This window comes from Pseudoalteromonas sp. DY56-GL22, assembly GCF_041414715.1.
Taxonomy (GTDB): domain Bacteria; phylum Pseudomonadota; class Gammaproteobacteria; order Enterobacterales; family Alteromonadaceae; genus Pseudoalteromonas; species Pseudoalteromonas simplex.
Genome location: NZ_JANHZR010000004.1, coordinates 314,294 through 334,267, shown reverse-complemented (window position 1 = coordinate 334,267; position 19,974 = coordinate 314,294). Strand labels below are relative to the sequence as shown.

Here is a 19,974-nt window from a genome sequence, read left to right as displayed (position 1 = left end):
AAATTTTTAACGCAGGTAGCGACAGGTTTAATCCCTCAAAATGATTAAGTATTATTGCGGATTGGTATAATTAAAACACCATCGCCTTACCTCGGCCAGATGCTTCAGAAGCTGCATCTAATTTACCGTCTTTATTGATGATCACATGCATATCACCAAAATGGCGCTCATCAAGTGTATAACCCATCTTCTCAAGCGCTTTAACAACCTTTGGTTCAAGGCCTGTGTGGTATCTAATCACATTTTTAGGCCATAACTGGTGATGAAAGCGTGGGCTGTCTACCACTTGCTCTGCAGTCATATCAAATTCAACCGCATTTAAAATAGACTCATACACAGAGCTAATAATCGTGGTGCCACCCGGAGAACCAGTTACCATTTTCACTTGGTTATCCTGAAGTAGAATGGTGGGTGTCATTGAGCTCAACATGCGTTTATGGGGTTGGATTTCGTTAGCTTTGCCACCAATTGCACCAAATACATTCATCACACCGGGTTTGGCACTAAAGTCATCCATTTCATCATTCAAAATGAACCCTGCGCCCGATACAACCACGCCGCTACCAAAACTTAAGTTGATGGTCGTGGTATTCGCAACGGCATTGCCCCACTTATCTAGAATAGAAAAATGCGTTGTTTGCTCACTTTCGTGTAAACCTGGTTTGATGTTCTCAGTAGTTGAAATGGCATCTGGGCGAATTGTACTTGCGCGATTACTAAGATAATCATCTGCAAGTAGAGCTATTTTTGGCACCTCATAAAAATCTGGGTCACCTAAATATTCAGCTCTGTCGGCAAATACGTGTTTACCTACTTCAGCCAAAATATGAACATAGGTGGTCGAGTTGTGCTCAAGCGTTCCTTTTGGCTTTGCAAGGTCGTACATTTTTAGCCATTGTAAAATAGCAATACCGCCTGAACTTGGCGGTGGCGATGTGAGCACTTCGTAACCGCGCCAATTACCTTTAATCGGTGTACGCGATTTAGCTTGATAAGCTTTTAAGTCTTGCTCAGTAATAATGCCGCCGTGTTGCTTCATAAACGTCGCAATGATCTTCGCTGTCTCACCTTCGTAGAAACCTGCTTTACCTTGATCGCGAATACGTTTCAGTGTGGCTGCAAGTTCCGGCTGCTTAAATACCTTATTTGCTTTGGCATCGGCAAAGTAATCAGCAAAGTTAATGTTTACCGACTTTTTGGCCATTCGCGCAATGTAACGCTCGATACTCGCAGCTAGCTTAGGATGCACAATAAAGCCCTGCTCGGCTAATTTAACCGCGGGCTCTAGTAGAGTCTTCCACTCTAAGCTGCCGTGCTTTTGATGGGCAAGCCACATACCAGCAACACTGCCCGGAACACCACTTGCGTGAATACCGTACACAGACATGTTATCAATAACATCGCCTTTATCATCAAGGTACATATCGCGATGAGCTGCAGCAGGGGCTGTTTCGCGGTAATCAATAAAATCACCTTTGCCATCTTTTTGGATCAGCATAAAGCCACCACCACCGATATTTCCAGCTTCTGGTAAAGTAACCGCTAATACAAACTGTGCTGCAATTGCCGCATCAACGGCGTTGCCGCCTTGCTCTAAAATAGCGCGCGCCGTATCACTGCTGTAGCTATCTGGCATAGCGACGGCCGCTTGCTTTGCAAAGCTTGATGGATGAAAAAATATCGCGGTAACGATAAATAGATGTGCCGCGTATTTGAGTAAACTTGCCATGGTACTTCCTTTTTCTTGATGTTATTTTAACCATTTAGACATGTGAAACCCTTAAGGTCAATTAGTTACGATTAACTTAGCTAAGCTGCTCTTTAGGACATGAATAAAGTACTGCAGGTAATTCACCTTGCTCATCTTGATGGGTATAGTTTTTTACAAACTTAAGGCCTAGTTTTTCCATCACCTTTATTGAGCCTAGGTTAGCTTTAAGTGCTGTGGCACTGAGCGACTTTATTTCTTCTGGCTCGCTTACGGCTTTAGCAATGGCAAGTGCCGCCTCAGACGCATAGCCTTTGCCCCAGCTCATTCTTTTAAAGCGCCAGCCAATTTCTAAATCACTAAAATCAGGCTGTTCAAAAAAGCCCATAGGCCTGACTAATACCCAACCGATAAAGGTATTGCTCTCTATGATGTTTACTTGCCAAAGCCCCCAGCCTTTTTGCTCATTTCGATACGCATTCAAGCGTGGAATAAACACCTCTTTAATGGTCTGCATAGTGGATACTTTGCCGCGAGTGAGATGTTTCATTACTTCTGGGTCGTTATCGAGCTCATAAAGTAGCTCGGCATCATTTTCATCCATTAACCGAAAACTTAATCGTGCTGTTCTAGCTATATTCATTTTTTATTGCTTATACTGCTTAATAGTTAATTAACCATTAGAGAAAAATATGAACAAATTAGCAAGCTTAGTTTTATTAGGCTGTATTGCCTTAACAGGTTGTGATGACGCAGAGCAAGCCAAGAAAGATGCCAGCGAAGCAAAAGAGGAAGTAAAGCAAGCGCTAAATGATGCTTGGAGCGACGTAAAAGACGCCACCAATGAGTTTAACGACGACTCACTGCAAGAGTTACTCGAAGAAAGTAAAAAGATGGGCTTAAGCATGTATGATGACGGTAAAGAAATTGCCTTAGATGCATGGATTGAGAGTAAAGAAGCGGCTGGTGAACTGTCTGAGAAAACCAAGCAAAAAGCAAAAGAACTGGCTGAAGAATTAAGAGAAGCGCGCGAAAAACGCGAGCAAGAGAAAAATAATTAAAAAGAAAGGGCAAGTATTTACTTGCCCTTTTTTGTTAGTAATTAAAGCTCAAATTCTTTTTTGAATTTTAAGCCAAATTCACTGCGGTCATTGCTGCGCATTACGCCAACAAAACCAGATTGTTGTAAACGACCCACATCGTATACTTCGTTTAACACGTTCTCACCGTAAAGAGTCACTTCAAAGTCACCGTTCGGGTTTAAGTAAGAAATGTTGAAACCCACTAATTCACGAGAATCAATGTGTTCACTTTGGTTGTAAACTGATTGACCTTGCATATCGCTACGGTATGAATAGTTAGCGTTTACTGCCACTGTGCCACCGTTACTTAAATCAATGAAATAAGAAGGAGCGACCATCACAGTCCAACGTGGTGTTAGTGCTGGTGAGTCGCCTTTACCAATACCTAATACACCGTCATCTACTTCTGTGATTTCTGAATCTAGGTAACCAATCGCGCTACGTAGCGTAAAGTCATCTGTAAATGCAATTGTTGTTTCAAGCTCGATACCTTGTGCTTTAGACTCACCCGCATTTTCTACGATAGTAACGAAACCGCCACCTGCAGTTGGATCTGAGAATGGTAATGCTAGGTCTGTGTAATCAGTAACAAACACTGCAAGCATCATAGATACGTCTTCGTGTACTTGACCTTTAAGGCCTAGCTCGTAGTTAATTGCTTTTGTTTCATCGAAAGAAACAAATTGATCAGGACCACCAAATGGACGCGGTGGGAAACCACCTGTTTGATAACCTTTTTGGATTTGGCCATACACGTTCATGTTATTGCTAAGCTGGTAAGACGCATTTAAATCCCATGTTACTGCATCAAAATCAGCACTTACGTATTTGCGTGTTGCAAACGTTGGGAATAAGGCATCGGCTTCTTTTTTATCTTTCGAATAACGAAGACCACCGCCCACTGTTAAATCGTCGCTTAGGTCATAGCTTGCATTGATATAAGCTGCGTATGAGTTAGTCTCTTGGTTGATATCAAAGTAACCGTAATCACCAAAAGACGCAGTAGTACCGTCGTTCAAAAGGCCATCTGGTGTGTTGAATGGGCTAAATACAAACGGACCAGAACTTGTGAAGCCATCTTCATTAAAGAAGTATAAGCCAGACACAAAGTCCATATTATCGAAGCTACCATTTAACTGGATTTCGAATGAATATTGATCTGCACCGCCTTCTTCAGGGAACTCTGATAAGTTAAGGGCAACAGCGTCATCATCAAGACCCCCTTCGTATTCTGAGCTACGGTAGCTTGTGATAAACTTAGCTGTATAGGTGTTATTGATATCCCAATCAGCTGTTAATGAAGTACCCCAGCCTGAGTAAGCCGTCGACTCAATACTCGCTACCGTCGTTGCTAAATCATCAGGATCGCTCGGTAACATGTCTTCTGTAAGTAATGGGAAATCACCATTGAATGGGTCATTCGGGTCAAGTGGCGCCGTTAGCTCAATTGTGTATGGTGATTGGCCTGATTCGTTATCAACACCATCAATTGAGAACACAAAAGATAAGTCGCTGTTTGCTTGCCATTTAAGCGCCATACGACCACTTAACTCTTGCTCTTCACCAATTTCTTTCTCTGGGTTAGCAAGGTTAATCGCTTCACCTACACCATCGCGTTGTTTATAAGACACGCTTGCCGACATGCTTACAGTGTCTGTAAGGCTGTTATTAAAGTAAACGTCACCGGCTAAACGACCACGGCTACCTACTTTTGCATTTGTAGTCACAATGCCTTCATCACCCGGTTGCTTAGTAATAATATTTACTGCACCACCTAATGTGTTGCGACCGTACAAAGTACCTTGTGGACCACGTAATACCTCTACACGCTCAACATTTGGTAATGATAAGTTAGAGCCCATTTGGCGACCAAGGTAAACGCCATCTAAGTAAACACCTACACTCGGATCAGTTGTGATCACATGGTCTTGTAAACCAATACCACGAATGAATACAGATGCATGTGCCGCATTACCTACACCGTAACGAGTGATGTTTAGGTTAGGTACGTATTTGCCGATGTCTTCTAGGTTACTCATGTTCGCTTTATCAATCAGGTTTTCACCGATTGATGTCACTGCTGTTGGCGACTCAAAAATGCTTTCTGTACGCTTACGCGCTGTTACTTCGATTTTTTCGAAAGCATCTTGTTTAGCAGTGGTTTTTTCTTGCTCAGCAAAGGCTGAAGTAGATAATGCAGCAACAATAGCTACAGTTAACTGTGAGAGGTGACGTAATTTCAATTAAAACTCCAAAGGATACCGTGTGTGTGTATTTTTACCCGTAAATTTCAGGCATAAAAAAAGACGCTTAGGTGTAAGCATCTTTCCTCTGGAGGGGTATTATATGTCAGTTTTGTGAAAATATGTATAATTTTTTTAATTTAATGCTGATTATATTAATTTAAACAATTAAATGTATGACAATTTGAATAATCTCTTCAATTAAATGACTATTGCAATTAAAATTATTGCGCAAATTCAAAGAGTAACATAACAGCAGTATAAATTTATCCTATTCCCACGCATTTAGTAGTAGTTAGATTATTCTATCGTAACACTTCAATTTGATTGAATTTCAAACAAGTAATAGTCTATGCTTTTATTTGATCCCATTTTGCAAGGAGCAAATTTTGAAATTACACACCCCCTTACGTGCTGCAATTTTAATGGCAGTCGCTGGGGTCTCATTGACCGGTTGCCAGCTTTCTTCAAGCGAACTACCCGCAATCAGTGATTCAGGAACAAAGAACTCAGGTCACGTAGTGTGGCATGATTTGATCACACCTAATTTGGCACAATCTCAAGCATTTTATGCCAGCGTGTTTGGATGGCAATTTCAAGCCGTTAACGACAGCTACACGCTGGCATCATTAGATGGAAAATTAATTGCAGGTATGGCAGAACTCGATAATAAACAAAATGCCAGCCATTGGCTGAGCCTTATCAGTAGTAAAGACATCGCTGGCGTTAGTGAAAAAACTATCAAAGCCGGAGGTAAAGTCTTAGTAAGCAATACCGAAATTAAAGGCCGTGGCACTATTGCTGTATTAGAAGATCCACAAGGAGCTGTTTTTTCACTGATCAATGCCGTAAATGGTGACCCTGAAACTCAGCAAACTGATAACGGCTGGATTTGGCAAGAAGTATGGAGTGATAACCCAGAGCAGAGCAAAGCCTTTTACCAATCACTTGGTAATTATTCAGCACAAAGTAAACCGCTTAAAAATGGCAATTACAGCTACTTAGCCTTAAATGGCACACCTGCGATTGGCTTTGTAAAAAAACCAGATGCCGAGATTGGTAATACATGGGTGAATTACATTAAAGTAGCCGATATTGATGCAACCCTATTAAAAGTAACCTCGGCAGGCGGCATAGTTCTAATGGCACCAAATGACAAAGTACGAAGTGGCAGCGTCGCCATTATTCGTGATCCAGCGGGTGCTGGTATTGTAATTCAGGAGCAAATGTAATGAATAAAAAAATGATTCGCTTAGTTGCTCTTGCAACTGCAATGTTAGCTTTAAATGCCTGCACCCCCTATGCAAGCCTAGATATTAATGCGCCGTTTAAAGTAGGCCCTGTGTACGTTAACCCGAGTATTGGCATTGGCGGTACACTTTAATCAATTTCAGGGCGCTGCGCTTTAAACAAAGCGCCCTATTCATTAATGTTTTACTTTTAAGCGTTGCACCTGTGTCAGCACATCTTCAGCCTTGGCGCCTAGGAAAACGTAAATTGCCAGTGCAATCAACAGACCTACCACAGCAAACATCATCAATACAGCAGGTATAACGTACTCTGTTTGCCCGAGTGCAGCTTTAAACATGGTTAGTAAGGCTTCTATCGATACTGCAATCAAAATTGTTGAAATAAAACGTGTGATCGTACGTCTTGTTGAGCTGTGGCGAAAAATATCCTTATGCATGAGGATTTCTTCTTCTAGAATGGTTTTGCCTAAATCAAAAATGGCCAACGCTAAAGTAACAAAGATAATAATGGTAAATGGTTTAAGCGGATCTGACTGAGTGTCTTCGCTTATGACTAAATCCACCATTCCAGCAAACACTTTATATAACAGGTAAAGCACCAAACAGAACAAGCAAGCGACAATTAAGCCATAACCTACCTTAAAGTAAGGGGTCATTCTGGCTCGCTTGGTGTCTCCCATAATAAATTCAATCAGCTCTGTTAAACACACATCGATAACCAAAAACTGCTGTTCATCGTTGCTTGAAGGGATTGTTTTGATCACTGAGATACAAAGGTGCTTAGTCGCAGTCGAAATATATGGCGAAGTAAAATGCGGCACGGGTGTTGACGAAGCGAGTAAAAAATAAGGCCGAGCACTTAAGTCCTGCCCAGCCCCAATATGACCCAGTTTCTTGTTGTACTGACGCTTAAAGCAGACATTGTCACCTTGTTGAATGCCTTGTTCATTCAAGCAATATTGCAATTCTAGAAATGGATATTGATTGACAAGCTGTTGATACGCTTGCTTGTTAGTCAATGATGCCTGAACACTGGCAAGTATAGAAAGAAGCAGTTCATGAATGAGCTGTTGTTGCTCTTCATAGCGTTCTATAGCACTTAAATAACTCATTCTGGCCATCTTGCTTCCTCAAAGTAGTGATATCAACTCTAGTTAAGCAAGGAAGACTCCAATTTTTATTTCAATTAATAATCAATTAGTTAATTTCGTGCACGGGAATGACATTAGAATAAAAGCACTATAAAGGTGCGCATTTTGTTTTAGGAAGCACTAAAACGAAAAAAGCTGTAACTCAGTGAGTTACAGCTTTTTAATTTTGGTGCGGATGGGGGGACTTGAACCCCCACGGCCGAAGCCACCACCCCCTCAAGATGGCGTGTCTACCAATTCCACCACATCCGCATGCAATTCTGTATGTTGTTAAGCTTTAAGTTTACTTGAGGAATGAAAACTGCTTAACGCTAATTAGCAAAGCTAATTAGTTAGGTACGTCAGACGTTTTATCTTCTGTCGCAGGCACATCAGATTGTGCTGGCGTTACAGTTTCAACAGCTGGCGCAGCTTCTAGGTTTTCCCACTCATCAGTCTTTTTGATTTGACCTGCAGTAAGGTTACCTAGAACAATACTTAGTACGAAGAAGATCGTTGCTAAGATTGTTGTTGTTTTAGTCATGAAGTTACCAGCACCTGATGAGCCAAACACGGTACCAGAAGCGCCAGCACCAAATGATGAACCCATATCTGCGCCTTTACCTTGTTGGATTAAAACCATACCAACTAATGCTAAAGCAACAATTAAATAAACTACTAATAAAATTTCGTACATCTTATACGGTCCCTTTTGCACTTTCACAGATAGCAGTAAATGAATCTGCTTTAAGACTGGCACCACCAATAAGGCCGCCGTCTATATCTGGTTGTGCAAATAATAATTCGCTATTTTTTTCATTCACGCTACCACCATATAAGATGGTTAATTGCTGTGCTACATCGCTATCCGAAGAAGCAATCTTCTCGCGGATAAACTTGTGCACGGCTTGCGCTTGCTCAGGAGAGGCAGTCTTACCTGTGCCAATGGCCCAAACGGGCTCGTATGCTACCACAGAATTCTTCAGTGCTGCTACACCTAATTTGCTAATTACAGCATCAATTTGAGCTGCAACCACTAATTCAGTTTCGTTTGCTTCACGTTGCTGCTCGCTTTCACCCACACATAGGATAGGAGTTAAGCCAACTTGCTGCGCTCGCGCAAACTTATCTGCAACAACGTCATCTGACTCACCGTAAATGCTACGACGTTCAGAATGGCCAACTAACGTATAAGCTGCGCCTAGGTCTTTGACTAGCTGAGCATCTACTTCACCCGTAAATGCGCCTGCTTGATTTTCAGAGACTGTTTGCGAACCAAACGTGACGTTTTGTTGCTGCAAAGAACTCAACAATGGGAATGGTGGAAACACCACTATATCCAGTTCATCCGTTTGAACATTTTTAATAGCAGTTGATAACTGTTCAACAAGCTCTAAAGAGCCGTTCATTTTCCAATTACCTGCGACCATCGGCTTACGTGTTGCCATTATTCCACTCCACATTTGAAAGCGGGCAAGATACTAACTCGACTTGCCCGAAGTTACAAGAGGTTATTGTTATGCCTCGGTTTGTTTGCTCACAGTTTCGACAACTTCAGCTATTTTGCGAGCACTATCAAGTACAACTTTTTCTTGCTCAGCTTCAACCATTACTCGAACAACAGGCTCTGTACCTGATTTTCGAAGTAATACTCGGCCTGTATCACCTAATTGCTCTTCAACATGCGCTACCATCTCAACTACAGCTTGATCTTGCGTTGGATCGGTACCTTGTGGGTAGCGAACATTGATCATTTTCATTGGGTACTTTGTAAAACCTGCCCCTAAGTCTTGCAACGTTTTATTCTGTGCAACCATTGCCGCTAACACTTGCAAGCTTGAGATAATGCCGTCACCCGTGCTGATTAAATCAAGATTTAATACATGGCCTGAGCTCTCACCACCGATTTTCCAGCCATTTTCTTGCAGTAGTTCCATCACGTAGCGGTCGCCTACTTTACTACGAGCAAAGCCAATACCGCGCGCTTTTAATGCATTTTCAAGGCCCATGTTAGACATAACAGTGCCAACAACACCCCCACCTAAAATATCGTCATTAGCGGCTTGGCAAGCAATGATATAAACAATGTCATCACCATCAAATACACGACCATTGTGGTCAACCATCATTACTCGGTCACCATCACCATCGTAGGCAATACCAACATCAGCATTGTGTTCTAATACTTTGCGTTTAAGCGTTTCAACATGGGTTGCACCACACTCTAGGTTGATATTTACCCCGTTTGGCTCACAAGCATGACAGATAACGTCAGCACCTAACTCACGCATTACTGACGGTGCAATGTGGTATGTAGCACCATTTGCGCAATCGAGTACAATTTTTAAACCTTCAAGCGATAAGCCTTGTGGGAATTGGCTTTTACAAAATTCAATGTAACGACCATCAGCCGTTTCTAAACGACGCGCTTTACCAAGTTTGTCAGAGGCAACGCAGGTCATTGGCTCATCCATCATGGCTTCAATTTCAAGCTCAACATCATCTGGTAATTTTAAGCCTCTGCTTGAAAAGAATTTAATTCCGTTATCATGGTAAGGGTTATGAGATGCACTAATTACAATACCCGCTTCAGCACGGAACGTTTGCGTTAAATAAGCAACCGCCGGCGTTGGCATTGGGCCTAACAAAACAACATCGATACCAGCGGCGATTAAGCCAGCTTCAAGTGATGTTTCAAGCATATAGCCAGAAATACGGGTGTCTTTACCAATAATGACTTTTTTGGTACCAATTTTTGATAAAACGCGACCTGCAGCCCAACCAAGCTTAAGCGCAAACTCTGGAGTGATTGGGAATTCACCCACCATGCCACGTACACCGTCCGTGCCAAAATATTTTCTTGTTTTACTCATTTGTAATTCCTTTAGTACATGCTTGCCAAACGCTAAGCACATCAACTGTTTCTTGTACGTCATGAACGCGAATGATTTTTGCACCGTTTTGTGCTGCTATCAGCGCGCCTGCAAGGCTTCCCGCTAAGCGTTCATTGGTATCTCTATTTAATAAGTTACCGATCATTGATTTACGAGATAATCCCGCAAGAACCGGTAATTTGAATTGGTTAAATAGATCAAACTTATTTAAGATTTGGTAATTATGAGCCAGTGTTTTACCAAAGCCAAAACCTGGATCTAAAATAATACGTTCAGACTGAATGCCCGCTTGCTCACACACGGCTAAACGCTCTGCAAAGAATTCGTTAATATCAGCAAATAAATCATCATAATGTGGGTTACTTTGCATCGTACGAGGCTGACCTTGCATATGCATTAAACAAATTGCCACCTCAGGGTATTGTGCTAATACCTCTATTGCCCCTGGCTCTTGCAAAGCTCTGACATCATTAATGATATCAGCCCCTGCAATTATCGCTTGGCGCATTACCTCACTTTTGCTGGTATCAATAGAAATAATACAGTCGCTGGATGCTCTTAGCGCTTTAACTAAAGGGATAACGCGTTCAAGCTCATCCTCAAGAGATACATCAGGTGCCCCAGGGCGGGTTGACTCACCACCTATATCAATTATTTTTGCGCCTTGATTTAATAACGTTTTAGCTTGTTTGACAGCGCTGTCGAGTTGACAATAACTACCACCATCAGAGAATGAATCAGGAGTGACATTTAAAATCCCCATAACAACAGGGGAATCGAGGCGTAAAATGCGACCTCGCGGTAAGTTAAGAGCGGTCATTTTTACTTAAACTTCCATGCGTTTGCTTCACTGGACTCCACTGGAATAGTGAGCCAATTTTATGCTACAAAAAAGCCCCGGCATCCGGGGCTTTTGCTTTTTATATTCTAGCGATTATTCAGCTTTGTCATCAAGGCTTGTTTCATCCTTTTTTACTGAATCATCAGATTTAGTTTCATTAACTACAGGCTCAGCTTTCGCACTCGGCTTTTTATCATCTGAACGGCGGTCATGAACATCACGTGGCTCACGTACAGGCTGACGTGCCATTAAGTCATCAATTTGACCCGCATCGATCGTCTCGTACTTCATGAGTGCATCTTTCATCGCATGTAAGATATCAATGTTATCTTTAAGGATTTGCTCAGCACGTTGATAGTTACGGTCTGAGAATAAACGAACTTCGCTGTCGATAACTTTTGCTGTTTCATCAGACATGCTCATAGCACGGCTACCGCCGCCACCCATGTACATTTCGTTTTGATCTTCAGCGTAAAGTAATGGACCAAGTTTTTCACTTAGACCCCATTGGGTAACCATTTTACGAGCAATATCTGTTGCACGTTCAATATCGTTACTTGCACCAGTTGTCACTTTATCTTCACCGTAGATAAGTGCTTCAGCGATACGACCACCGTAAAGACTCGAGATCATTGACTCTAATAGCTCTTTTGAATGGCTTACACGATCTTGCTCAGGCAGGTACATAGTGACACCTAAAGCACGACCACGAGGAATGATAGACACTTTATACACTGGATCATGTTCAGGCACCATGCGACCAACAATCGCGTGACCCGCTTCATGGTAAGCAGTCATTTCTTTTTCCTGCTCACTCATCACCATGGTCTTGCGCTCTGCACCCATCATGATTTTATCTTTTGCAGCGTCAAACTCTGCCATGCTTACAACGCGTTTGTTACCACGAGCTGCATATAAAGCGGCTTCGTTAACTAAGTTTGCAAGGTCAGCACCAGAGAAACCAGGTGTACCACGTGCAATTACCGCAGCTTCAACGTTGTCACCTAATGGCACTTTACGCATGTGAACTTTAAGGATTTGTTCACGGCCTCGAATATCAGGAAGACCAACAACAACTTGACGGTCAAAACGGCCAGGACGTAATAACGCAGGGTCTAATACATCAGGGCGGTTCGTTGCAGCGATAACGATAATACCTTCATTACCTTCAAAGCCGTCCATTTCTACAAGCATCTGATTTAGCGTTTGCTCACGCTCATCGTGACCACCACCCATGCCAGCGCCACGTTTACGGCCTACTGCATCGATTTCATCAATAAAGATGATACAAGGTGCTGCTTTTTTAGCTTGTTCGAACATGTCACGTACACGTGATGCACCAACACCAACAAACATTTCTACGAAATCAGAGCCTGAAATTGTGAAAAACGGCACTTTAGCTTCACCAGCTACCGCTTTAGCTAGTAATGTTTTACCTGTACCAGGAGGACCAACCATCAACACACCTTTCGGGATGCTACCACCTAGCTTTTGGAATTTTGATGGGTCACGTAAGAAGTCTACAAGTTCAGTGACATCTTCTTTCGCTTCGTCACAACCAGCAACATCAGCAAACGTTGTTTTAACTTGGTCTTCACTCATCAGGCGCGCTTTACTCTTACCGAAAGACATCGCGCCTTTACCGCCACCGCCTTGCATTTGACGCATGAAGAAAATCCACACACCAATAAGCAGTAACATCGGGAACCAAGAGATTAAAATGCTGGCGAGGAATGACTGCTCTTCTGGCTTAACGCCTTTGACATTAACGTTGCTTTTTAAAAGATCATTCAAGATGTCTTTATCATACATAGGCATGATGGTTTGAAAGCGCTCACCATTTGTTTTAGTACCAGTAATCGTACCTGTGGTGCTTTCAATTGAGACTTCTTGGATAGCGCCACTGCGAGCGTCGCTAACAAATTGAGTGTAACTTGTTTGGCGATCTGCCTGATCACCACCATTAAAGCTCTGGAACACTGACATTAGCACTACTGCAATGACCAGCCAGAGTATTAGATTTTTCGCCATATCGCTCAAGGAGTTAACCTCTTGTATCCAATTAATTTAAATTCAACTTAACGCAGCACAACTGTACTACAGTTTGTAACCTGTCGCCACTATATATACTTCCCGAGAGCGGGCACGTGACGCATCGGGCTTTCTAATTTTCACTGCTTTAAAGCTATTACGTACTTCTTGTAAGTATTGATCAAACCCTTCACCTTGGAAGACTTTGACACAAAACGCACCATTTTTCTTTAAAACTTGGTGGCACATATCTAATGCTAATTCGACTAAATACATACTACCCGCTTGGTCCACTGATGTATTACCACTCATATTGGGTGCCATATCAGAAAAAACTACATCAACATTTTTTCCGTCGATACGTGTTAATAGTGCATCAAGTACCGCTTCTTCACGAAAGTCACCTTGCAAGAAATCAACACCTGCTAAGGAATCCATAGGCAAGATATCACAAGCAATAACCTGACCTTTATCACCAACCTTTTCAGCTAAATACTGTGACCAACTTCCTGGCGCAGCACCTAAATCAACCACCGTCATCGATGGTTTGATTAATTTATCTTTGTTTTGAATTTCGTCTAATTTGAATACCGCACGAGAGCGCCAACCTTTCTTTTGCGCTTCGTGAACATAAGGATCGTCGAAATGTTCCTTCAACCAACGCTTAGAACTGGCTGAATGTTTTTTATTTGCCATAAAATTAATACGTAACTAATTAGTAATATTCTCTAGATGGCGTTAGAATACCCTTAATTCAAGCCATATTCAGCAAAATTTGTAACATGATGAAATTATCGAACAAACAAAAGCAGTTTTTAAAAGGCCAAGCGCACAGTTTAAAACCTGTTGTATTACTTGGTGCAAACGGATTAACCGAAGGCGTTTTAGTTGAAATCGAAAGCGCTCTTGAAATCCATGAGTTAATCAAAGTTAAAGTTCCTACAGATGAACGTGAAACTAAAACATTGATTTTTGATGCAATTGTTCGCGAGACAGGCGCAACAAAACTACAAACAATTGGTCATACAATTGTACTGTATCGTCAAAGCGAAGAGAAAAAGATTCAATTACCGCGCGGTTAATCCTGCCTTGTGGAGTTTCGAATCAGAAAAAGCCAGCAAATTTGCTGGCTTTTTTGTAGGCAAAAATAATTTTCCATTAATTTGTAACTAAACTTTTTTACCTAAGCTATTTTTGCTCTCGCGTGAATTTAAGAACCCGATTGATAAACTCGGTAGTAAGCTCGTTAATTAACCCAGTTTCGGCATTAAGAACTAAGCTAAACCCGATGTTTAGATGCGGAAATACAACAATATCGCTGCGATAACCTTGTACCCAACCGCTATGGTAGTAAAGCACTTCATCATCATAATTATAAACACGCCAACCTAATCCATAATAAGCATCTTTTACATGTTCACGCCAAACCCTACGACGAGTTTCTTTTTTAGTATGTGTGTAAGGGCGGGTTTGTTTGATCAATGCCTCGAGTGGTAATACGTCAGGGTATTGCCCTAACTGTGCATTCAACCAAATCGCCATGTCATTTGCGCTGGCGTTCACTCCTGCAGCCGCAGGCACTTTATAATAGTTTTTCTTCAAGCGTGATGTATACCATCGTTTTCTGCCGCGCACATGAGGGTGAGCATAATTATCATCTTTCACCATCCCCTCAAAACCAACACTCGCATCCGCCATTTTTAATGGTGCAAAAATATACTCCGAAATCCAGTGTGAGTAATCCATCTGTGTTGATTGATAAATCACAGAATCAATCAAGCTAAACATCACATTTTGATAACCGTAACATTCACTTGGTTTGCAGATAGGCTCAACAGTCAATAGCCGCTCGACAATATCTGGGTAGCTCATACGCGACTCAATTAGGTTATCGTATGCGTTAGGTACCAAGCCACTAGAGTGACTCAATATGTGATAAATTTTTAAGTCATCTTTATAAGCAGTATTAGCAAAAGCAGGAATAAACTTACTAATAGGGTCATCAATATTAAACTCCCCTTGTGCTGCCAGTTTTGCGGTTAATGAACCCGCAAAGGTTTTTGAGACGGATGCCAATCGAAAGCGGGTATGTTTATCGACTCTGCGGCCTTTTTCTATTTTTGTTCGACCAATACCGTTAATAAAATCATCATGACCAATATTTACAATTGCCAATGAGCCACCTGGGATCCCTTTACTTTTTAGTTTTCGGGTGAGGTGTTTATTATAATCAGCAACGAATGTTTGCCATTGCTTATCACTCGAAGCAGCTTCACCACTAACAAAAAGCAGTGTTAAAGAAAAAAGAAAGGAAATTAAAAATAAGCTGTACTTCATTATTTATTTTTTTAAGTCTGTTTAGGAAGTTTCTTATAACATAATATCATGAACTTTTGCCTCGACTAACGTACAATACGCTTAATCTTAATTATTTATGGGTAGATTATTTTTTATGCGCTTATTCGTGCTTTTATTTTTTGTTTTAATTTCAGTCGGTTGCGCCCTTAAACCAGAGCCAGCGCCGTTACTTACAATGCCAAAAAAACCGAGCTTACAGAGCCAGCGTTTTCAAGTTGAGTATCAAACAGAGCATGCATCACCTAAAGTAAAATCGGTACAGCTACCAGCTCATACAGTAAGTAAAAATCAAACCGTCATGATAGTTGCCGACAAAACCAGTGTCACAGATACACTGTACTCTCAACTAACTGAGGCACTTACAGCTAAGCAGTTAAAAGTCGTAGCCGAAGGCGCACAAGCAGATTATACCCTATCTATCCATCAGCTTGATCTTGAGCTTATTGAAGAAACAGAATACCAATTGGTGAAACCCAAAAAGCCACTTTCTTTATTCGATGAAGTCGCCAAGCAATACCCTGTTCAACAATGTGCGACTATTTTAGGCCAAGTAAGTATGCGCCTAACTCATAAAAAAACAGGTGACGTTGTCTGGTTTGCAAAATCGTCAATTGATAGCGCAAGCTTTCACCGCGAGCCGCTAATCTACAGCTTTGAGCAACAACAACTAATAAAGAATGAACTTGAAGTAGCCAGTTTTGTGCATGAGCAAAATTCAGAGCAAGCACGTATGGCACGTGTGAATAAAGACGTGACGATACCTGAGTATCAGACCATTACACGCATGGACATGTTAAAAAAAGAACAAGGCCCGTGTACCCGTACTGAAGTTAGTGCTCTTACGCCTATGATGCAATACTATCTTAGCAGTATCTTAATCGATAAAATCAAAGTTCAATAAGTTACTTTCGCTGTTTGTCTGCCCATAGGCAAACAGCGCCCTTCACTATCTCCTCAACATCATTTCATTCGTCTGTTGCTACATTTTTTTACAGATTACAGGAACTCATTAACAATATACTATATGCTATTACCCTTTCTTACAGACAGACAAGGAAGCCACGTTGCGAGCTCAAAGTACCCTATTTTTAATATGTTTAACCTTGCTAAGTACCCCAAGCCTAGCAAGTAATCGCTATTATGCCGACAATACACTAGAGCCTAGCCAAGGGTTCGCGTGGGATTGGGGCATAGGCGCTGGGTATTACATTGAAGACTCGTATCTAATAGGCATGGACTCTTACAATGATGGCTTTGAACCAGATATTCACCTTGCCGTTACTTACAACAATTTTTACCTTGATTATGATCAAAGCCAACTTAGTGGTGGTTTGACTCTGGGTTATAGTGTTATCGACAAATTTGAATGGGGCTTAGACCTAGTAGGCACAAATGTTCAATCTGGTTTTGATGATACAGGCTTAACTTTTTACGGTGACGAAGTCATCGCAGAACTTGAAGGTATAAAAAGCCGTAATTATGATTTTGATGTTGGCCTTCGCCTATCACGCCGTTTCGAAAACTCACAAATCTCATTTGAGTATTTACATGATGTTTCTGGTACCCACAACGGCTGGGTTATGAATTCATTTTTTAGTCAGATTATCCCTTGGCGAAATTGGGAGTTCCGCTCTGGTGTTGGCTTAAGTGCTTACTCTAATGATTTTACTGACTATTACTTTGGAATTTCACCATCAGAATCTTTATTAACACGCCCTGTCTATGATCCTGATACCTCGTACAGTTTAATTTTTGAATTCCATGCTGAATACCCTATAAATAGGCATTGGGTGTTTCTAACTGGCTGGCTTTCAACCTGGTTTTCTAAAGACATTCATCAAAGCCCAATTATTTCGCAAGAGTATCAGCATAAAGCCAAGGTAGGCGTGCGTTATGTTTTTTAAGTATTGTGTAACGTTAACAATATTATTTGCAAAACCCGTGTTTGCCCAAGATCAAGCAAATACAGATAATGCGTTAGTTGCATTGCCTGATACATGCGTAGCCTTACGTGAAGGTAGAAATTGCTTTGCCGAGGTGGATATAACCTGGCAACAACATAATACTGGCAATTACTGCTTACGCAACGCTCAAAGTAAGCACATCATGCAATGCTGGTTAATGCAACAAAAAGGGCTATTTAGATACCAGTTTGATTCTGCTGAAAGTATTGGTTTCGAGCTAATAAATAGTAATAACGGTAAAGTTGTCGCAAGCACCGAAATACAATTGCAATGGGTCTATAAAAATCGTCAGAAGAAACGACGCTGGCGATTGTTTTAACTAGGAGTGAATAATGGAACATTATGGGACCATCTTATTGGTTGAAGATGATATATCTCTTGCCAACTGGGTTGCAGAATATTTAATCGAACAAGGCTTCCAAGCAACACTATGTCAACGCGGTGACCAAGTTGTTGAGCAAGTACGTAAAACAAACCCAGACTTGGTTTTGTTAGATATTATGCTACCAGGACAAGACGGTATTAGTGTGTGCCGAGACTTAAGGCAGTTTTATCAAGCCCCAATTATTATGCTAACCGCTCGTGATGATGAAATGGATGAAGTGATTGGCCTTGAAGTGGGTGCAAGCGATTATATGATGAAGCCCGTTCGTCCCCGTGCATTATTAGCACGTATTAAAGCGGCACTGCGCTCTAAAACTGATACGCAAGAGTCAACAGCCAACTCTGAACTAATAAATGTGGGTAAGTTATCAATTAATACTGAATCACGTACCGTTTACTTGGCAGATGAAGAAGTTCATATTTCAAGTGCTGAATACCTTCTACTCCATTACTTAGCAAGTAATGCAGGCCAAGTTGTATCCCGCGACTCTGTGTTTAAAGCGACGAAAGGTCGAGAGTATGATGGCTTAGACAGAAGTGTGGATGTGCTCATTTCATCGTTACGTAAAAAATTTAATGATGACCCACAACACCCTGAAAAAATTAAAACCATCTGGGGCAAAGGCTATTTACTTGTTGCCACGGCATGGCAATAGCATTGAGCGCCTGTGAAAAAGTTTTATCTTTCGCTACTTGGTAGTGCTTTACTTTCAATCATTGTTTTGGGTTGGCTAATTGATGCTTTCAGTCAGCAAACCCAAGCTCCTCAAGATGTGTTTTCTAGCGAAACACAAATGATTAAAGGTTTTGCAAAACAAATCGCCAAGCTTGACGCTAAACAGCGCGAGCAAGCTATCACGGATATTAATCAAGACTTTGCAGTGCAACTTGAGTATCGCCCGACGCAATCGCTTGCGCTACCTCATTCATTGTTAGCACAAATGACCCAACCTAGCGGTCTGATCCTCGAAGATCAACAAGGCTACTATTTACTTTATAGTGAAGCCGCTTTAGGCACGCACCACTTAAAAATGCGTTTAGATAAAGACTTAACACACGAACAAGGCAACGATGTGTTACTCACCTTGTTGTTCTACGCTGGGTTATGCGTATTTATGGGCTTTATCATTGCGCCACTAGCTAAGCGTTTAACCGTTTTAAACGAAGCAGCAAAACGCTTTGCCAAAGGCGATTTAAAAAGTCGTATTCACTTATCTCATTTTACCTATATCAAAGATGTTGAGCTAACATTCAACCGTATGGCTAGCCAAATCGAAAAACTGCTTGATGAGAATAAGTTGATGGCATCGAGTTTATCTCACGATATTCGCACACCTATCGCCTGCTTGCGGTTTGGTCTTGAAGCAGCGCAAGATTGTAGTAGTGAAGAAAAGCGCCTTGAGTATCTTGCTCGCATGGAAAACGACTTAGATCAAATGGAGTCAATGCTAAAAAGTTATCTGGCATTTGCTACCCTTGAGCAAAAAGCGAATCAATTGACCTTCAATCATTCTGATTTAGAAACCTACATCCTTACACTCATTCATCAAATTGAACCTAAAGTAGAACAACATGGCTTACGCATTAATCACCGCGTTGAAGGGGGTGAGATCTTTGCAGATTTACACTGGTTAGCACGCGCAATTGTTAATCTATTAAGTAATGCCTGCGACTTTGCTGAATCTGAAATTTTACTCAGTGCAACCAGTATCAGTGAATCCATTATCATTAAGATTGAAGATGACGGCCCGGGTGTTAGCGAGCAAAACTGGCAAAAAGTTTTTAGTCCATTTTTCCAAGAACAGACACACCGCAACCGAGATGGAGAAAGCTATGGGCTTGGCCTTGCTATCGCTGCGAAAGTGGTTGATTGGCATCATGGCACGGTCGAAGTATCAAAAAGTAAGCAGCTAGGTGGCGCGTGCTTTACTTTATGTATACCCAAACCACCTCAAGGTGCGAGTTTCAGTTGGAATTAAAAGCGATTTAGGCAAGGCATTGATTGCAAGTAATAGGGGTTCTATTGTTAGAATCAATTGCACGAAATCTAAGCTGACAACTCGCACATATCGAAGAACAACGAAAATGC

At 41.5% G+C, this 19,974-nt stretch carries 20 protein-coding genes and 1 tRNA gene; 9 read left to right on the top strand and 12 right to left on the bottom strand.

The genetic code is table 11. The features are described 5' to 3' along the window. Positions 1–70 precede the first annotated feature (70 nt). Positions 71–1,729: a gamma-glutamyltransferase gene (gene ggt, locus NO991_RS11755; protein WP_300542555.1), complete on the bottom strand. Its 1,659-nt coding sequence runs from the start codon at positions 1,727–1,729 to the stop codon at positions 71–73. Between the two features lie 76 nt (positions 1,730–1,805). Beyond that, positions 1,806–2,351 carry a GNAT family N-acetyltransferase gene (locus NO991_RS11750; protein ID WP_166338967.1) on the bottom strand — a complete coding sequence of 182 codons (546 nt, stop codon included), beginning with the start codon at positions 2,349–2,351 and terminating at the stop codon, positions 1,806–1,808. 49 nt (positions 2,352–2,400) lie between these two features. Here NO991_RS11750 and NO991_RS11745 point away from each other — a divergent pair, with 49 nt between their 5' ends. Further along, complete coding sequence (locus NO991_RS11745) at positions 2,401–2,769, top strand: hypothetical protein (protein WP_054551695.1); 369 nt, start codon at positions 2,401–2,403, stop codon at positions 2,767–2,769. Positions 2,770–2,810: 41 nt separating this feature from the next. Here NO991_RS11745 and NO991_RS11740 read toward each other — a convergent pair whose 3' ends face one another. Further along, positions 2,811–5,033, bottom strand: coding sequence for a TonB-dependent receptor (locus NO991_RS11740; protein WP_371352022.1), 2,223 nt, complete (start codon positions 5,031–5,033; stop codon positions 2,811–2,813). A 389-nt stretch (positions 5,034–5,422) separates the two neighbouring features. Between NO991_RS11740 and NO991_RS11735 the strand changes: the two genes are divergently transcribed. Together NO991_RS11735 and NO991_RS11730 are read left to right on the top strand one after the other, a co-directional pair. After that, complete coding sequence (locus NO991_RS11735) at positions 5,423–6,265, top strand: VOC family protein (RefSeq protein WP_371352021.1); 843 nt, start codon at positions 5,423–5,425, stop codon at positions 6,263–6,265. Next, entirely contained in the window at positions 6,265–6,417 is a 153-nt protein-coding gene (locus NO991_RS11730) for a hypothetical protein (protein WP_199528688.1), read from the top strand. The genes NO991_RS11735 and NO991_RS11730 overlap by 1 nt, the downstream gene beginning before the upstream one ends. Before the next feature lie 42 nt (positions 6,418–6,459). Here NO991_RS11730 and NO991_RS11725 read toward each other — a convergent pair whose 3' ends face one another. The 8 genes from NO991_RS11725 to rlmE form a co-directional block, all read right to left on the bottom strand. After that, positions 6,460–7,404, bottom strand: a complete 945-nt coding sequence (locus NO991_RS11725; protein WP_199528689.1) for a general glycosylation pathway protein — start codon at positions 7,402–7,404, stop codon at positions 6,460–6,462. A gap of 197 nt (positions 7,405–7,601) precedes the next feature. After that, positions 7,602–7,686 (bottom strand) — tRNA-Leu (locus tag NO991_RS11720). A 76-nt stretch (positions 7,687–7,762) separates the two neighbouring features. After that, complete coding sequence (gene secG / locus NO991_RS11715) at positions 7,763–8,110, bottom strand: preprotein translocase subunit SecG (RefSeq protein ID WP_054551698.1); 348 nt, start codon at positions 8,108–8,110, stop codon at positions 7,763–7,765. Between the two features lies 1 nt (position 8,111). Then, complete coding sequence (gene tpiA, locus NO991_RS11710) at positions 8,112–8,861, bottom strand: triose-phosphate isomerase (RefSeq protein ID WP_054551699.1); 750 nt, start codon at positions 8,859–8,861, stop codon at positions 8,112–8,114. 69 nt (positions 8,862–8,930) lie between these two features. Further along, positions 8,931–10,286 carry a phosphoglucosamine mutase gene (gene glmM, locus NO991_RS11705; RefSeq protein ID WP_054551700.1) on the bottom strand — a complete coding sequence of 452 codons (1,356 nt, stop codon included), beginning with the start codon at positions 10,284–10,286 and terminating at the stop codon, positions 8,931–8,933. Beyond that, a complete protein-coding gene (gene folP / locus NO991_RS11700) occupies positions 10,279–11,127 on the bottom strand; it encodes a dihydropteroate synthase (RefSeq protein WP_300361476.1) in 849 nt (282 codons plus the stop codon). The genes glmM and folP overlap by 8 nt, the downstream gene beginning before the upstream one ends. Positions 11,128–11,241: 114 nt before the next feature. Then, positions 11,242–13,179 carry an ATP-dependent zinc metalloprotease FtsH gene (gene ftsH / locus NO991_RS11695; RefSeq protein ID WP_054551702.1) on the bottom strand — a complete coding sequence of 646 codons (1,938 nt, stop codon included), beginning with the start codon at positions 13,177–13,179 and terminating at the stop codon, positions 11,242–11,244. A 66-nt stretch (positions 13,180–13,245) separates the two neighbouring features. Further along, positions 13,246–13,875: a 23S rRNA (uridine(2552)-2'-O)-methyltransferase RlmE gene (gene rlmE / locus NO991_RS11690; RefSeq protein ID WP_054551703.1), complete on the bottom strand. Its 630-nt coding sequence runs from the start codon at positions 13,873–13,875 to the stop codon at positions 13,246–13,248. An 89-nt stretch (positions 13,876–13,964) separates the two neighbouring features. Between rlmE and yhbY the strand changes: the two genes are divergently transcribed. Beyond that, a complete protein-coding gene (gene yhbY / locus NO991_RS11685) occupies positions 13,965–14,261 on the top strand; it encodes a ribosome assembly RNA-binding protein YhbY (protein ID WP_054551950.1) in 297 nt (98 codons plus the stop codon). A 106-nt stretch (positions 14,262–14,367) separates the two neighbouring features. Here yhbY and NO991_RS11680 read toward each other — a convergent pair whose 3' ends face one another. Beyond that, positions 14,368–15,516 carry a serine hydrolase gene (locus NO991_RS11680; RefSeq protein WP_138601574.1) on the bottom strand — a complete coding sequence of 383 codons (1,149 nt, stop codon included), beginning with the start codon at positions 15,514–15,516 and terminating at the stop codon, positions 14,368–14,370. 115 nt (positions 15,517–15,631) lie between these two features. Between NO991_RS11680 and NO991_RS11675 the strand changes: the two genes are divergently transcribed. The 5 genes from NO991_RS11675 to NO991_RS11655 all read left to right on the top strand — a co-directional run bounded on the left by NO991_RS11675 (position 15,632) and on the right by NO991_RS11655 (position 19,864). Continuing rightward, complete coding sequence (locus NO991_RS11675) at positions 15,632–16,438, top strand: hypothetical protein (protein ID WP_166338987.1); 807 nt, start codon at positions 15,632–15,634, stop codon at positions 16,436–16,438. Between the two features lie 163 nt (positions 16,439–16,601). Next, positions 16,602–17,441, top strand: coding sequence for a MipA/OmpV family protein (locus NO991_RS11670; RefSeq protein WP_166338989.1), 840 nt, complete (start codon positions 16,602–16,604; stop codon positions 17,439–17,441). Further along, the gene (locus NO991_RS11665; protein WP_054551707.1) at positions 17,431–17,820 is read left to right on the top strand and encodes a DUF3019 domain-containing protein; all 390 of its coding nucleotides are present in this window, start codon (positions 17,431–17,433) and stop codon (positions 17,818–17,820) included. The genes NO991_RS11670 and NO991_RS11665 overlap by 11 nt, the downstream gene beginning before the upstream one ends. A 13-nt stretch (positions 17,821–17,833) precedes the next feature. Next, the gene (locus tag NO991_RS11660; protein WP_300361487.1) at positions 17,834–18,541 is read left to right on the top strand and encodes a response regulator transcription factor; all 708 of its coding nucleotides are present in this window, start codon (positions 17,834–17,836) and stop codon (positions 18,539–18,541) included. 12 nt (positions 18,542–18,553) lie between these two features. Then, a complete protein-coding gene (locus NO991_RS11655) occupies positions 18,554–19,864 on the top strand; it encodes an ATP-binding protein (RefSeq protein WP_235376895.1) in 1,311 nt (436 codons plus the stop codon). The last annotated feature ends 110 nt before the right edge of the window (positions 19,865–19,974 follow it).